We start from the raw sequence: 15,964 nt of genomic DNA, 5'->3' as shown, positions 1-15,964 counted from the left end.
GAACAATGTGATCTTCGACACACTTTTATGACAATTTTTTTATTGAGATCGTAAAATGACAGCAAAACATATTCACATTCTAGGCATCTGCGGCACCTTTATGGGTGGCGTTGCGATTATTGCGAAACAATTGGGTTATAACGTAACGGGGTCAGACACGAATGTTTACCCTCCAATGAGTACGTTTTTACAAGAAAGTGGCATTGAGATTATTCCACATTTTGAGGCAACGCAGTTACAGCCTGCACCCGACATGGTGATTATTGGTAATGCTATGAAACGCGGTAATCCTTGTGTTGAATATGTATTAGAAAATAATCTTCCTTATACATCTGGTCCACAATGGTTACATGATCATTTATTACGTGAACGCTGGGTGTTTGCGGTTTCTGGAACCCACGGTAAAACAACGACAACTGGTATGTTAAGTTGGATTTTAGATAAGTGCGGCTTAAAACCTGGCTTTTTGATTGGGGGGATTTCGGGTAATTTCGGAACGTCAGCGCGTTTAGGGGAAAGTCAATATTTTGTGATTGAAGCGGATGAATATGATACGGCGTTTTTTGATAAGCGTTCAAAGTTTGTTCACTATAATCCGAAAACCTTAATTATTAATAATATTGGTTTTGATCATGCTGATATTTTTGATGATTTAAACGCAATTCAACGTCAATTCCACCATATGATTCGCACGATGTCAGCAAGCGGTTGTATCTTGTCAGTGGCAGATGAGCAAAGTGTGAAAACGACACTTGAAATGGGCTGTTGGTCACATCAGCAGTTTTTAGGGCAAGATCAAGAATGGTTTGCGCAGCGTATTACAAATGATTGTACCCAGTTTGCGGTATTCCACCATGGCGAGCAGGTGGCACAAGTACAGTGGAATGTTGTGGGACAGCACAATATGCATAATGCGTTGATGGCAATTGCTGCTGCTCATCATGCTGGCGTCTCTATTCAAGATGCTTGTGCTGCATTATCTACTTTTATGAGTCCAAAACGCCGTTTAGAAGTAAAAGGTGAAGTAAACGGCGTGACAGTATACGATGATTTTGCACATCATCCAGCTGAAATTTTAGCAACATTAACCGCACTTCGCGACAAAGTTGGAGGGGGCGTACGTATTTTGGCGGTACTGGAACCGCGTTCGAATACGATGAAAATGGGGGTTCATAAGGATGAAATTGCGCCAGCCTTAGGACGAGCGGACAGCGTATTCCTATTTCAACCCGAAAATATTGGGTGGGAAGTTGTTGATATCGCTAATCAATGTGTACAGTCAGTGATGTGGAGCGTGAATTTAGATAAATTAGTGGAGGCAATTGTGGCTGAAGCGAAGCCCTCAGATCATATTTTAGTGATGTCAAATGGCAGTTTTGGCGGTATTCATCAAAAATTACTGGAGCAACTAGCGTTAAAATCAGAAGAAGTCGGTTGATGATATTGCTCAAATCAGCATCGTAAATCACATAAGAAGATGTAAAGGACTGGAATAGTGAGAACTAAGTCAGTCCTTTTTTATTGTTCATTGTTCTATGATGGTTCGGTGTCGCATAAAAAAAGCCACATGTATCAATACATATGGCTTCTAGGAATCTGGTTGCGGGGGCTGGATTTGAACCAACGACCTTCGGGTTATGAGCCCGACGAGCTACCAAGCTGCTCCACCCCGCGTCTGTGGAGGCGTAATATACTCGCTTCAGAATTTATTGCAATAAAAAAATTAATTCACGTGTTCTGTTTGTTACAAAATTGAACAATTAGATTGTTTTTTGTTCCATTTGCTTCACATCAAATGAATTGAGGTCACAGGACGAGAACAAATAAAATATTGTGTCTAGGCTGTCTTTTTCCCCTAATTTCTGATAGCGTATGCGCTTTTATGTAGTCGTGGTTATTTAGGAATCAAAATGATGTATCAGCTAAAATATTTAGTTAAAGTGAGCGCACTATTCAGTGTCATGTTACTTGCTGCTTGCTCCTCTAATACGAGTGGAGGAGGACATGATAAAGCCGATCCGCAAAAATTTGGTGCAAAATATACGGGGCGTGCTTATCAACAAACAACATTGAATGCGGTTTCACGTGTTGAAAATCAAAGTTCCGTGATGAATCAAGGCGATTTTTTAACGCAAGTGTCGAATGTAAGAAATTATTCCACCAAATTAGTCAATCAATTTGATCATAACTATGTCAAAGTCACCAATTGGGTATTAGCGGGAGCAGATGTGAGTCAGCTTGCAGGCTTTGGTATTCAAACGCAATTGATGAAAGGATTTGATGGTTATCAAAATGTTCTTATGACAGGATATTATTCTCCCGTTATTCACGCCCGTCGTACACAACAAGGTAAATATAATCAACCAATTTATGCGATGCCAAAACATAAGCGTGTGAGTCGCGCGCAAGTGTATGCTGGGGCATTAGATAAAAAAGGGTTAGCACTTGCATATAGTGATTCTATGCTGGATAACTTTTTATTAGGTGTTCAGGGCAGTGGATACGTCGATTTTGGAGAGGGTGAGTTAAATTATTTTGCTTATGCAGGACAAAACGGTTTTCCTTATACCAGTGTCGGTCGTTTATTAGTAGAAGATGGTGAGATTGCTAAAGAAAAAATGTCCATTAAAGCCATTCGCGATTGGGCAAAAGCTAATCCTTCTCGCTTACAGGCTCTATTAGAGCGAAATGAGTCTTATGTGTTTTTTAAGAATGATCCGTATGGCAAAGTGAAAGGGGCTGCGGGGGTACCATTAGTGCCGATGGCATCGGTCGCAGCTGACCGTAATGTGATCCCGTTAGGGAGCATATTATTAGTGGAAGTGCCACAAATTGATTCACAGGGTAATTGGACAGGTGAACATCAATTACATTTAATGATTGCTCTAGATGTGGGAGGGGCAGTAAAAGGACATCACTTTGATTTATATCGGGGAATCGGTGATGAAGCAGGTCATATTGCTGGCTTGTCAAAACATTATGGCAGAGTGTGGGTATTGCAATAATGGAACGAGTGGATAATTATGAACAACGCTTTGGTGGAATTGGACGCCTATATGGTGCTGAGGCATTGTCACGCTTAAAACAGGCGCATGTATGTGTTGTTGGTATTGGAGGTGTCGGGTCATGGTGTGTTGAGGCATTGGCACGCTCTGGTATAGGGAAGCTGACATTAATTGATATGGATGATATTTGTGTCACCAATATTAACCGTCAAATTCACGCGCTATCAGGCAATATTGGGCAACTCAAAACGGAAGCAATGAAAGCACGCGTTGCGTTAATTAATCCAGAATGCCAAGTTAACATTATTGATGACTTTATTTCAGCAGAAAATCTTTCGGACTATCTGTTACGAAATTATGATTATGTGATTGATGCGATTGATAGTGTTAAAACCAAAGCGGCACTGATTGCGTTCTGTAAACGTAATAAAATCAAATTGATCACAGTTGGTGGTGCGGGTGGACAAACAGATCCTACTCAGATCCAAATTGCCGATTTGAGCAAGACAATTCAAGATCCACTTGCCTCAAAAGTGCGCTCACTTTTACGTAAAGAATATCATTTCAGTCAAAATCCGAAACGAAAATTTGGTGTCGATTGTGTTTTTTCGACACAACCTCTTATCTTTCCTAAAACTGATGGCGCTTGTGAAGTATCGGCGAGCATGAATTGTGCGAATGGGTTTGGTGCTGCAACGATGATTACAGCCACCTTTGGCTTTTTTGCTGTTTCACGTGTGATTGATAAATTACTGCGTTAAGACAAATCAGGATAAAAAGCGAAGTGAATTCGCTTTTTTAATAAAAACTTATTTTTCAGGTAAAAAAAAGATAGCAATTTAAAACGAAAAAGAGTAGGCTTAGTCGTCTAATTTTTGATAATTATTCTTAATAAGGTACGGTATATGTCGATTTTACGAAATACATTACAAAAAACTGCATTAGCGGCGGCACTTGCGTCAGTCTCTGCGCTAGCCAGTGCACAGATTGTTACTTCAATTAAACCACTTGGTTTTATTGCATCTTCTATCGCCGATGGCATTACTGAGACAGAAGTGCTTGTTCCAGCAGGTGCCTCACCACATGATTACAGCTTAAAACCATCAGATATTCAGAAATTGCAATCTGCAGAACTCATTGTGTGGGTGGGGGAAGATGTGGATGCATTTTTAGATAAGACACTGCGCCCGATGCCATTTAAGAAAGTACTCAGCATTGCAGATTTTGCTGAAATTGGTGAGTTTTTAGAAGGCGAGGAGCATGATCATGACCACAAACACGATCATGACCACAAACACGATCATGACCACAAACACGATCACGACCACAAACATGAGCATGACCACAAACACGATCACGACCACAAACACGATCATGACCACAAACATGACCACGACCATAAACATGCTCATGGACATGACCATGATCACAGTACAAACTGGCATGTTTGGTATTCACCGGATATCAGCAAAATTGTTGCATCACGCCTAGCCTCTCGTTTGAATGAGCTTTATCCAGAGAAAAAAGAGAAGATTGCACAAAATTTAGCAGAATTTAACCGCACTTTAGATGAGCAAAGTGAGAAAATTAAACAGCAGTTGATGCCAGTTAAAGATAAAGGTTTCTACGTTTTCCATGATGCTTATAGTTATTTCAATGAGGCTTATGATCTAAAACAAACAGGCTATTTTACGATTAATCCATTAGTTGCTCCGGGTGCAAAAACATTGGCAAAAATTAAAGCAGAAATTAAAGAGCATAAAGTCAATTGTTTATTTGCTGAACCACAATTTACACCAAAAGTGATTGAAGGATTAAGTAAAGGTACGGGGGTTCATGTTGGACGTTTAGATCCAATGGGAGAAACAGTGAAACTGGGCTTGAACTCTTATGCAAACTTTTTACAATATACGGCAGATAGTTACTTCTCTTGTTTGAATAAATAAACGGTAGTCACAGTTATCGTAAGAGAAACAAAAGGGCTTCAATTTTGAAGCCCTTCTTTTTTACTCTTTGCTGTCTTTTTTGTTTGTATAATCTTTATACATTTCCTCAATTTGTGTTTTATAACGTTCCACAATAACCTTGCGTCTCAGTTTTAGCGTCGGCGTAATTTCTTCCATTTTTGTGGTGAACGCTTGTGGTAACAGCGTAAATTTTTTTATTTGTTCAAAACTAGGCAGCTCTTTTTGTAACTCATTAATTCGTTGCTCAAACATTTTGATAATCTCAGAATGTTTAATGAGCTCCATACGATCATGATATTTAATATTGAGTTGTTTAGCATATTCTTCAAGACTAGTAAAACAAGGCACAATTAATGCGGATACATACTTTTTCGCATCTGCGATCACTGCAATTTGTTCAATGAATTTATCTTTGCCTACTTTCGTTTCAATATATTGTGGTGCAATATATTTGCCATTTGACGTTTTCATTAATTCTTTAATGCGATCAGTAATATAGAGATTGCCTTTTTCATCAATCTTACCAGCATCGCCTGTCTTTAAAAATCCTTCTTCGGTAAATGCTTCTGCAGTTTCTTGCGGTTTTTTATAATAACCGCGCATCACCATTCCACCACGTACTAGAATTTCATCATTTTCACCGATTTTTACCTCTGCGCCAGGCATCAGGGTACCAATCGAATTCGGCTCGAAATTGTTATCTTCCCAGCAAGACACGGTGGCAGTTGTTTCCGTCATACCATAACCGAGTTTGATATTAATCCCGATACTGTGGAAGAATAATCCTATAGTAGGTTCAAGTTTTGCACCTCCACAAGGCATCATTTTGATGCGTCCGCCGAGCAATTGGCGTAACTTAGACAGCACTAATTTATCCGCAAGCGCATATTTTTTGCGTAGGATAAATGGAATTGGTTTTTTCTGGCTTGCTAATTCAAAACGTTTTTGTCCAACCGAAATTGCCCAGTTAAAAATTGCACGACGTATAAATGGCGCTTTTTGTACTTTGTCCCATACTGCAGTGTAAATTTTTTCATAAAAACGGGGGACCGCACACATTAAAGTCGGGCGAACTTCAGTGAGTGCTTCCCTGACTTTATTGGTATCTTCAAGATAGCAGTTAACAGCACCACGATGGAGTACATAAGCCACCCAAGCACGTTCAAAAATATGAGAAAATGGTAAAAATGAAAGGGAGACATCGTACTGGTTAACATTTAAGGTTTCAAATGCTGTGTCATGGGCTGCTAATTGATGAGCAAGATTCGCATAGTCAAGCATCACCCCTTTGGGTTCCCCTGTTGTGCCAGATGTATAAATTAAAGTGAATAAATCAGTCAGCGTTTTACTGGCTAAACGATTTTGTAGCATACTTGATTGCTGTTCAGAACCTTCAGCAAGAAAAGCTTGCCATGTATACGCTTTAGGGTGACCTTTTAAATCGATGCTGTCTTTCATTGCAACAATTTTTTGTAATTGAGGGCAGTTACCTAATACATCTAGCGCACAGTTGTACTCTTCCTGATCACCAACAAATACGATTTTTACATCAGCATTATTTAGAATATATTCCACTTGTTTAGCCGCACTGGTAGCATAAATGGGCACAACAATTGCACGGATTTGCATAGTACCAATATCAGCAATCGTCCAGCGAGGCATATTATGGGAGAAAATAGCGATTTTATCTTGTATATCAATCTGATTAGCTAATAACGCATAAGAGAAAGTATCAATGTCTTGTTGAAATTGTTTCCAGCTTATATCTTTCCAGCCCGTTTCAGTATGATAACGTAATGCAGTTTCATTTGATAAATGTTCAGATTGTTCACGAATGCGATTCACAAAATGTAGATTCAAATTACTCATGGTGTCCTTGATTCATTATAGTATGATTTAATCTATCTAAGCTTACACTTGTTAGCTAGAATAAACTAGTTATTTTTACTGAAATTATGCTTAATAAGTTAGAAATTGATTTCTTTTTTCATTAAGGACTCGTTCTTCATAAAATCAGCAAATATGTATGAGGCATTTTGTGTTTTGCTAAAAATAGTATAGGATGAGATAGAGCTGTATTGATTGAGCTCATTTAATTACTGACCAATAGAGGAACATTCTATGAAAAAAATCGTGGCTATTTTATTATCAGCAGCATTCGTTTTATCTTTAACTGCTTGTGAAACAACCAAAGGGGTGGGTAAAGATATCCAAAAAGCAGGTGAGAAATTAGAAAAAGTCGTCGGTAATTAACGGCGTATCTTATGATGTGTTTACACTACGTGATGAGTGCGGATTGTAGTACACATTTTATAATAAGTAAGAATATATCAGTAGCTGAGCAGATACAAATAAGCTCAGCTTTTTATTTTTATACATAAAAAAATAGCCTCTTGTTTTGCAAGAGGCTATGAAAATGTAGGCAATTAAAGATTAGCCTTTATAGTTGTGAACTAATGCAACTAAGTCTAATACTTTGTTTGAATAACCTGTTTCGTTATCATACCAAGACACTAATTTCACAAAAGTATCTGTTAAAGCGATACCTGCTGCTGCATCAAATACAGATGTTAATGTGCAACCGTTGAAGTCTGTAGAAACGACTGCATCTTCAGTGTAACCTAAAACGCCTTTCATTTCGTTTTCAGAAGCACGTTTGATTTCTGCACAGATTTCAGCGTAAGTTGCTGGTTTTTCTAAGTTAACAGTTAAGTCAACAACAGATACGTTTGGAGTAGGAACACGGAAAGCCATACCAGTTAATTTACCATTTAATGCTGGTAATACTTTACCTACTGCTTTCGCTGCACCAGTTGATGAAGGGATAATGTTTTGTGCCGCACCGCGACCACCACGCCAGTCTTTTGCTGATGGACCGTCAACAGTTTTTTGAGTTGCTGTTGTTGCGTGAACAGTTGTCATTAAACCGTCTTTAATTCCGAATTTTTCGTGAATTACTTTCGCTAATGGCGCTAAGCAGTTTGTTGTACAAGAAGCGTTAGAAACGATGTCTTGTCCTGCGTATTTATCAAAGTTCACACCGTTAACGAACATTGGTGTTGCATCTTTAGATGGCCCCGTTAATACAACTTTTTTCGCACCCGCAGTAATATGTTTGCGTGCTGTTGCGTCATCTAAGAATAGCCCTGTTGCTTCAACCGCAACATCTACGCCTAATGCACCCCAGTTTAAGTTTGCAGGATCACGTTCAGAAGTTACACGGATTGCTTTACCGTTCACTACTAAGTTACCATCTTTTACTTCAACAGTACCATCGAAACGACCATGAGTTGAATCGTATTTAAGCATATACGCCATATATTCAACATCGATTAAGTCGTTGATACCGACAACTTCGATGTCATCACGATGTTGTGCTGCACGGAATACGATACGACCGATACGGCCAAAGCCGTTGATACCAATTTTAATTGCCATAAGATTTTCACCTATATTTAAAGTTAAACAAAACTGTTACATAGAACAAAAATGGAATGTTTCACTTTTGTTTTTGTCGAGAAGATTATAGCACGGTTTTTTTTTAGTTGTGAAACAAGAGCATGGTGAAAACAACAGCAGATAAACTTTTTGTGATCTAGGTCAAAATAATAAAAAAAGCCACTTGTGTCATGCTATTCTATTTTTTAAAACAAACTGTTAGTCCATTTTTTAGGGAGAATTGAATGAAAAAGAGAGAAGAGATGACAGAGATGCAAGTACATATTTGTTTAAATCAGGGCACTGAACGTCCATTTTCAGGGCGTTTATTAAATGAAAATAAAAAGGGACTTTATCGCTGTGTCTTGTGTCATTCCCCACTTTTTATTTCAGATACAAAATTTGATGCAGGCTGCGGTTGGCCAAGTTTTTTTGAGGCGATTTCACCTGATGCGATCCGTTATCTAGATGATTATAAATTAGCGAGACCACGTGTTGAAATTCGTTGTGGTCAGTGTGATGCCCATTTAGGACATGTCTTCGAAGATGGACCAGAGCCAACAGGATTGCGCTATTGTGTTAATTCTGTATCCATGGCATTTGAAGATTTAGAAACAGGCGACTTGATTGAAGGATAATGTTGAAAAAAAGTCACTCGATGTCTTATTTTTAGCTGATTTTGCGGAGAATTGTCGGCATAATAAGAAGACATTATTTATTAATAAAGGAACGCATCATGGCTCAAGGTAATTTATATATTCTTTCTGCACCGAGCGGCGCAGGAAAATCTTCATTAATTTCTGCATTATTAAACCAACAGAATAACAAGAACATGATGGTGTCAGTTTCTCATACAACAAGATCGCCTCGTCCTGGTGAAAGTCATGGTGTACACTATTATTTTGTTTCCGTTGAGGAGTTTGAATCATTAATCGCGCAAGACTTGTTCCTTGAATATGCGAGAGTATTTGGCGGTAACTATTACGGGACATCATTACCTGCAATTGAAGAAAATTTAGCAAAAGGTATTGATGTATTTTTAGACATTGACTGGCAAGGTGCACAACAAATTCGCCAAAAAGTACCCAATGTAAAAAGTATCTTCATTTTACCGCCCTCCTTACCTGAATTAGAGCAACGTTTGATTGGGCGTGGTCAAGACAGTCAAGAAGTTATTGCAACACGTATGTCAAAAGCTATTGAAGAAATTTCACACTATAATGAGTACGACTATGTGATTGTGAATGATGTGTTTGAACAGGCATTAGAAGATCTGAAATCGATTCTTCGTGCAGAGCGTTTAACCTTATCACATCAAGAAAAACAAAATCAGCGGTTGATTGAACAATTACTAGCAAAATAACCAGTATTTTAGTATCATATCACCCCTTTTTTTAATTATTTTATGACAAATGAGATGGAGTAATATATGGCTCGTGTAACAGTGCAAGATGCGGTAGAGAAAATTGGTAACCGTTTTGATTTAATTTTAACCGCAGCACGTCGTGCAAGACAATTACAGTTGCATTTACGTGAACCGCTAGTCCCAGAAGATAATGATAAGCCGACAGTGATTGCTTTGCGTGAAATTGAAAAGGGATTAATCAATAACGATATTATGAATGCTCAAGAGCGTTATGATGCGCTTGAAAGAGAAAGTAACGAATTACACGCGGTTTCTTTATTGTCTAATCAATAGAAGTGCGGTTTGTTTTTACGATATTTTAATCAGTTAACGTTAAGTTAGGTGTCCCTTTGTATCTTTTTGAAAGTTTAAATCGCATTATTGAGGCGTATTTACCCCCAGAACAGATCGAATTAGTGAAACGTGCCTACGTGATTGCACGCGATGCACATGAAGGACAGTCTCGTTCTAGTGGGGAGCCTTATATCACTCATCCTGTTGCGGTAGCATCCATTATTGCTGAAATGCGTTTAGATCATGAGGCTATTATGGCGGCATTGTTGCATGATGTCATTGAAGATACACCTTATACAGAAGAACAACTGGAAGCCGAGTTCGGTGCGAGTGTAGCGGAAATTGTTGAAGGCGTGTCAAAACTGGATAAGCTAAAATTCCGTACTCGCAAAGAGGCCGCTGCAGAAAATTTTCGTAAAATGATTCTCGCCATGACACGTGATATACGTGTTGTCTTAATTAAATTAGCGGATAGAACGCATAATATGCGCACTTTAGGGGCATTGCGACCTGATAAGCGCCGTCGTATTGCGAAAGAAACCTTAGAAATTTATAGTCCTTTGGCACATCGTCTTGGTATTGAGCACATCAAAAATGAATTAGAGGACTTAGGCTTTGAAGCAATGCATCCTCAACGTTATGCTGTTTTACAAAAAGTGATCCAAGTTGCTCGTGGTAATCGTAAAGATATGATCCAACGGATTACGAATGAGATCAAAGGACGTTTAGAAGACGTTGGGATTGAAGCGCGCGTTTTTGGGCGAGAAAAGCATTTATATGCCATTTACCAAAAAATGAAACTCAAAGATCAACAGTTTCATTCTATTATGGATATTTATGCTTTCCGTGCGGTTGTCAATGATGTGGACACATGTTATCGCGTGTTGGGACAAATGCACGGTTTGTATAAGCCACGTCCAGGTCGTGTAAAAGATTACATTGCAGTACCTAAAGCTAACGGTTATCAATCACTACATACCTCTATGATTGGTCCACATGGTGTGCCTGTCGAAGTACAAATTCGTACTGAAGAAATGGATCAGATGGCAGAAATGGGAGTAGCTGCGCATTGGGCCTATAAAGAAGGCGGTAAAAACGATAGTACAACTGTACAGATTCGAGCACAACGCTGGTTACAAAGTTTAATTGAGTTACAACAGAGTGTCGGTAACTCGTTTGAATTTATTGAAAGTGTGAAATCAGAATTCTTTCCAAAAGAAATTTATGTTTTCACACCTAAAGGGCGTATTGTCGAGTTGCCAGTTGGTGCGACCCCAGTTGATTTTGCCTATGCTGTCCATACTGATATTGGTCATAGTTGTATTGCCGCAAATGTAGATCGTAAATCCTATCCATTATCTCAAGCACTGACATCTGGTCAAACGGTCGATATTATTACTTTGCCTAATTCACAACCTAGTGCAGGTTGGTTAAATTTTGTAGTAACAGCAAAAGCGCGTACAAATATTCGCCATTTTCTTAAAAACCTGCGTGGCGGTGAAGCCATGACATTAGGGAAACGTCAATTGACACGCGCGCTTGCACCAATGAAATTGGACGAGCTTGATCAAACTCGCATACAAAATTTATTAAATGAATTAAAATTAGACAGTTTTGATGACTTACTAATGGAAATTGGTTTAGGTAATCAAATGAGCGCTGTCATTGCTTATCGTTTGCTTGGTGAGGCGATTGAAATTGACACTGATGGCGATGTCAATAATAACAAAGATCATTTTGAGATTAAAAGTGCGGGTGGGTTATTAACCACATTTGCACAATGTTGTCATCCTATTCCAGGTGATCCAATCGTTGCTTATGCGAGCTCAGGTAAAGGATTAGTGATTCATCATGAATCCTGTGCGAATTTAAAAAATCGCAAAGAAAATCCTGAACATTACATGTCAGTAGAATGGGAACAAAGCGATAATATGATCGACTTTGAGGCCGAGTTGAGAATTGAACTGATCAACCAACAAGGTGCGTTGCCAAATTTAACTACAACAATCTCATCATTAGACAGTAACATCCAAAGTATTTGGACGGAAGAACAAGAAGGGCGTTTATATCAAATCGTGGTTTTATTAACGGTTAAAGATACGAAACACTTAGCAAATATTATCCGTAAAATCAAAGCAATCCCTGGTTTTGTTAATATTGAACGTAATATCAATAAATGACAACTCAACTTCTTGATGCAGTCCCCTTGACAACTCTTTCTGGTGTGGGGGCTGCAATCGCTGAAAAATTAAGTCGGATTGGGATCAACAATCTTCAAGACTTACTTTTCCATTTACCTATTCGTTATGAAGACCGTACACGTATTACATCTATTATCGATTTGCGTCCTGAGTCGTATGCCACGATTGAAGGCATCGTACAAACTTGTGAAGTACAATTCGGGAAGCGTCCTATTTTAAATGTTTCTCTCTCTGATGGTTCCTCTAAACTAATGTTACGCTTTTTCAATTTCAATGCGGGAATGAAAAATAGCTTGCAACCAGGAGCACGTGTTAAAGCATTTGGTGAAATTAAGCGTGGGCGTTTCATGGCGGAAATTCACCATCCAGAATACCAAATTATTCGTGATAATATCCCTTTAGTTTTAGAAGAAAATTTGACACCAATTTACTCTACAACTGAAGGGTTAAAACAAAATACATTACGAAAATTAACGGATCAAGCGTTAGCATTGCTTGAAAATATGCAAATTACTGAAATTTTGACAGATGAATTTAATCCTCATCCCTTTAGTTTAAAAGAGGCGATTCGTTTTTTACATCGCCCTCCTCCAGATATTTCAGTAGAGTCGTTAGAAAAGGGAACGCATCCTGCTCAACAGCGCCTTATTTTTGAAGAATTGCTCGCTCATAATCTTGCGATGCAAAAAGTGCGGTTAGGGACGCAACAGTTTCAGGCATATCCACTTCACTACCAAAGTGATGTAAAACAACACTTTTTAGCACAATTACCTTTTCAACCCACTCATGCACAAATGCGAGTCACACAAGATATCGAGCGAGATCTTTCACATACTTTTCCTATGATGCGTTTAGTGCAAGGGGATGTGGGGTCAGGCAAAACATTAGTCGCCGCATTAGCTGCGCTTTTAGCTATTGATAATCACAAACAAGTGGCATTAATGGCTCCAACTGAGATTTTAGCAGAACAGCATGCGACGAATTTCCGTCGTTGGTTAGAGCCATTAGGCATTGAAGTAGGTTGGTTGGCTGGCAAAGTGAAAGGGAAAGCGCGTCAGGCAGCGTTAGAAAATATTCGGACAGGAAAAGTACAGATGGTGGTTGGAACCCATGCACTTTTTCAAGAAGAAGTCGAATTTGCTGACTTAGCATTAGTAATTGTGGATGAACAACATCGTTTCGGTGTACACCAGCGTTTAATGCTACGTGAAAAAGGGAAAAAAGCAGAGATATACCCTCATCAATTAATTATGACTGCGACACCGATTCCGAGAACTTTAGCAATGACTGTTTATGCGGATTTGGATACGTCAATTATTGATGAACTTCCGCCTGGGAGAACTCCGATTACTACGGTAGCAATTTCGGAAGAACGGCGCGCTGAAGTGATTGCTCGTGTTAATCGTGCATGCGTGAATGAAAAAAGACAAGCCTATTGGGTGTGTACATTAATTGATGAGTCGGAGGTACTTGAGGCTCAAGCTGCTGAGGCCATTGCAGAAGATCTCCGTAAAATTTTACCGCACTTACGAATTGGCTTAGTTCATGGCAGAATGAAACCAAGCGAGAAACACGAGATCATGACTGCATTTAAACAAGCTGAGATTGACTTATTAGTTGCTACAACAGTCATTGAAGTTGGAGTTGATGTTCCTAATGCCAGCCTTATGATTATCGAAAATGCGGAACGTTTAGGTTTATCACAATTACATCAATTAAGAGGGCGAGTAGGGCGAGGTAGCACGGCATCATTTTGTGTGTTGATGTATAAATCACCACTAGGCAAAGTATCTCAAAAACGTTTGCAAGTGTTACGTGATACACAAGATGGCTTTCTTATTTCTGAGAAAGATCTCGAAATTAGAGGGCCTGGCGAAGTGCTAGGGACAAAACAAACGGGGATTGCTGAATTTAAAGTCGCGAATTTAATGCGCGATCGTAAAATGATCCCAATCGTACAACATTATGCACGAAAGCTGATCATCGCTCATCCTGATATTGCAATGACGCTAATTAAGCGCTGGCTTCATAACAAAGAAATTTATTCAAATGCTTAATTATTCTAAATTATTACAGGAGGCAAATTGGCTGCCTTCTGATGAGGCAGAAATCAGTAAACTTTCAGAGAGCAAGCAATCTTGGTTACGCTTGTCTTCCTCCTTAACTGAACAATTAAAATTGCACTTTGGGAACGTACAGATCTCCGTCATCTTTGAAGGCTGGGTGACTGATATCTCTGTGACAGAAAAACAACTTTTCCAATTTGAAAAACAGTTTTGGTGTAGAGAAGTGTTATTACATACCGATAAGAAAACTCTTGTTTTCGCGCGAACACTTATCCCCGAACGTGTATTATCTGAATATACAGAGTTACAAACATTAGGTAATACGGCACTTGGAGAGTGGTTATTTCGTCAAACCAATCGTATTCGAAAAAGCTTGCAATGGACAAAAATGCCTCAAACCAACCATTATGCAAGGCGTGCATTAGTTGAAATTAATCACTATCCGATTATGGTTGCTGAATTATTTCTTGATAACCAAATATTTATAAAGGAAGAACATGACTAAACCAGCTCAGCCCACCATTCTTTTATTTGATTCAGGTGTGGGTGGATTAAGTGTTTATAAAGAAGTGAGAGAATTATTACCTCATTGCCATTATCTCTATTGTTTTGATAATGCCTTTTTCCCTTACTCTGAAAAAAGTGAACAAGCCATTATCCAACGCACTTTATCTATTTGTAATAAAATAGATCAGATGTTTCCTTTGGATTTGATTGTTATCGCGTGTAATACTGCGAGTACAATTGTCTTACCAGCGCTACGTGAGCGTTTTTCTATTCCCATTGTTGGTACAGTACCCGCGATTAAACCTGCAGCTAACATATCAGAAACCAAACATATCGGTTTACTTGCGACCAAAGGAACCGTGAAACGTACTTATGTTAATGAGTTAATCAATCGCTATGCGAATCACTGTATTGTAGAAAGAATTGGTAGTACTAAATTAGTTGAAATTGCGGAACAAAAACTGCACGGAAAAGTCGTGGATATTACACAACTAAAGCGAGAGCTGGAACCTTGGCAATCACTCCCTCAATTAGATACAGTTGTTCTTGGATGTACACATTTCCCATTAATAAAAGATGAAATAGCTCATTGCTTGCCACAAGTAACATATTTTTTGGACGCTGGAAAAGCAATTGCTGCCCGTGTTAAATCGTTGTTGTTAGATATTGAAGTGCGGTCAAAAACAGTAGAAAAAAATTTAATCTTCTGTACTGAATCATTTGAGGATGAAGTACAGTTCGAAACAATCATGCAATCTTGGGGCTTTGAGGAGTTACATCATTTAGCTGTAAATGCATAAAAAGACAGCACCGCGAATTATTGTGTTGATTGAAAAGTATAAAAAATAATCTTTTGCGAAAAAAATTACAAAAAAGTGTAAAAAAGGGGTTGCACGAGATTTATTTTTGCCTATAATACGCCGCACACAACGACGCGACGTTGTAGAGAAGAGATTACAAAATCGCGTCGTTTTTCTTTGTTCTTTAACAATCTAACAGACAATCTGTGTGGGCACTTGTTGATTGATTTCATGTTGAAAAATTTTAATGATTGAAGTCTTAATAGGTGCTTAAACTAGAA

At 38.6% G+C, this 15,964-nt stretch carries 14 protein-coding genes and 1 tRNA gene; 12 read left to right on the top strand and 3 right to left on the bottom strand.

Annotated features, from left to right (window positions below; all coding sequences use genetic code 11):
• Nucleotides 1–55 precede the first annotated feature (55 nt).
• Nucleotides 56–1,438 carry a UDP-N-acetylmuramate:L-alanyl-gamma-D-glutamyl-meso-diaminopimelate ligase gene (mpl, locus tag ACWIT3_RS06085; RefSeq protein WP_457161878.1) on the top strand — a complete coding sequence of 461 codons (1,383 nt, stop codon included), beginning with the start codon at nucleotides 56–58 and terminating at the stop codon, nucleotides 1,436–1,438.
• 159 nt (nucleotides 1,439–1,597) lie between these two features.
• Here mpl and ACWIT3_RS06080 read toward each other — a convergent pair.
• Nucleotides 1,598–1,674 (bottom strand) — tRNA-Met (locus tag ACWIT3_RS06080).
• A gap of 236 nt (nucleotides 1,675–1,910) precedes the next feature.
• Between ACWIT3_RS06080 and mltA the strand changes: the two genes are divergently transcribed.
• The 3 genes from mltA (at nucleotide 1,911) to znuA (ending at nucleotide 4,951) form a co-directional block, all read left to right on the top strand.
• On the top strand, nucleotides 1,911–3,005 hold the full coding sequence (gene mltA / locus ACWIT3_RS06075; RefSeq protein ID WP_457161877.1) for a murein transglycosylase A: 1,095 nt from the start codon (nucleotides 1,911–1,913) through the stop codon (nucleotides 3,003–3,005).
• Nucleotides 3,005–3,766: a tRNA cyclic N6-threonylcarbamoyladenosine(37) synthase TcdA gene (gene tcdA, locus ACWIT3_RS06070; RefSeq protein ID WP_457161876.1), complete on the top strand. Its 762-nt coding sequence runs from the start codon at nucleotides 3,005–3,007 to the stop codon at nucleotides 3,764–3,766. The genes mltA and tcdA overlap by 1 nt, the downstream gene beginning before the upstream one ends.
• Nucleotides 3,767–3,910: 144 nt before the next feature.
• Nucleotides 3,911–4,951, top strand: coding sequence for a zinc ABC transporter substrate-binding protein ZnuA (gene znuA / locus ACWIT3_RS06065; RefSeq protein ID WP_457161875.1), 1,041 nt, complete (start codon nucleotides 3,911–3,913; stop codon nucleotides 4,949–4,951).
• 60 nt (nucleotides 4,952–5,011) lie between these two features.
• On the opposite strand, the gene ACWIT3_RS06060 is transcribed toward znuA, so the two are convergent.
• A complete protein-coding gene (locus tag ACWIT3_RS06060; protein ID WP_457161874.1) occupies nucleotides 5,012–6,841 on the bottom strand; it encodes an AMP-dependent synthetase/ligase in 1,830 nt (609 codons plus the stop codon).
• Nucleotides 6,842–7,093: 252 nt separating this feature from the next.
• Here ACWIT3_RS06060 and ACWIT3_RS06055 point away from each other — a divergent pair, with 252 nt between their 5' ends.
• Nucleotides 7,094–7,225 (top strand): entericidin A/B family lipoprotein, encoded by a 132-nt coding sequence (locus ACWIT3_RS06055; protein ID WP_457161873.1) that lies wholly within the window; start codon nucleotides 7,094–7,096, stop codon nucleotides 7,223–7,225.
• 180 nt (nucleotides 7,226–7,405) lie between these two features.
• On the opposite strand, the gene gap is transcribed toward ACWIT3_RS06055, so the two are convergent.
• Nucleotides 7,406–8,410: a type I glyceraldehyde-3-phosphate dehydrogenase gene (gap, locus tag ACWIT3_RS06050; RefSeq protein WP_457161872.1), complete on the bottom strand. Its 1,005-nt coding sequence runs from the start codon at nucleotides 8,408–8,410 to the stop codon at nucleotides 7,406–7,408.
• A 245-nt stretch (nucleotides 8,411–8,655) separates the two neighbouring features.
• Between gap and msrB the strand changes: the two genes are divergently transcribed.
• The 7 genes from msrB to murI all read left to right on the top strand — a co-directional run bounded on the left by msrB (nucleotide 8,656) and on the right by murI (nucleotide 15,683).
• Nucleotides 8,656–9,048 carry a peptide-methionine (R)-S-oxide reductase MsrB gene (gene msrB, locus ACWIT3_RS06045; protein WP_457161871.1) on the top strand — a complete coding sequence of 131 codons (393 nt, stop codon included), beginning with the start codon at nucleotides 8,656–8,658 and terminating at the stop codon, nucleotides 9,046–9,048.
• 98 nt (nucleotides 9,049–9,146) lie between these two features.
• Nucleotides 9,147–9,773 carry a guanylate kinase gene (gene gmk / locus ACWIT3_RS06040; RefSeq protein ID WP_457161870.1) on the top strand — a complete coding sequence of 209 codons (627 nt, stop codon included), beginning with the start codon at nucleotides 9,147–9,149 and terminating at the stop codon, nucleotides 9,771–9,773.
• A 66-nt stretch (nucleotides 9,774–9,839) separates the two neighbouring features.
• Nucleotides 9,840–10,109, top strand: coding sequence for a DNA-directed RNA polymerase subunit omega (rpoZ, locus tag ACWIT3_RS06035; protein WP_046338779.1), 270 nt, complete (start codon nucleotides 9,840–9,842; stop codon nucleotides 10,107–10,109).
• A gap of 56 nt (nucleotides 10,110–10,165) precedes the next feature.
• On the top strand, nucleotides 10,166–12,289 hold the full coding sequence (spoT, locus tag ACWIT3_RS06030) for a bifunctional GTP diphosphokinase/guanosine-3',5'-bis pyrophosphate 3'-pyrophosphohydrolase (protein ID WP_457161869.1): 2,124 nt from the start codon (nucleotides 10,166–10,168) through the stop codon (nucleotides 12,287–12,289).
• On the top strand, nucleotides 12,286–14,367 hold the full coding sequence (gene recG / locus ACWIT3_RS06025; protein WP_457161868.1) for an ATP-dependent DNA helicase RecG: 2,082 nt from the start codon (nucleotides 12,286–12,288) through the stop codon (nucleotides 14,365–14,367). The genes spoT and recG overlap by 4 nt, the downstream gene beginning before the upstream one ends.
• Entirely contained in the window at nucleotides 14,360–14,881 is a 522-nt protein-coding gene (locus ACWIT3_RS06020) for a chorismate lyase (RefSeq protein ID WP_457161867.1), read from the top strand. Before recG ends, ACWIT3_RS06020 begins: the two co-directional genes overlap by 8 nt.
• Nucleotides 14,874–15,683 (top strand): glutamate racemase, encoded by an 810-nt coding sequence (murI, locus tag ACWIT3_RS06015; RefSeq protein ID WP_457161866.1) that lies wholly within the window; start codon nucleotides 14,874–14,876, stop codon nucleotides 15,681–15,683. The genes ACWIT3_RS06020 and murI overlap by 8 nt, the downstream gene beginning before the upstream one ends.
• Nucleotides 15,684–15,964: the final 281 nt, after the last annotated feature.

Source organism: Pasteurella sp. P03HT, from assembly GCF_054052285.1.
This window is presented reverse-complemented; position numbering and strand designations above follow the sequence as displayed.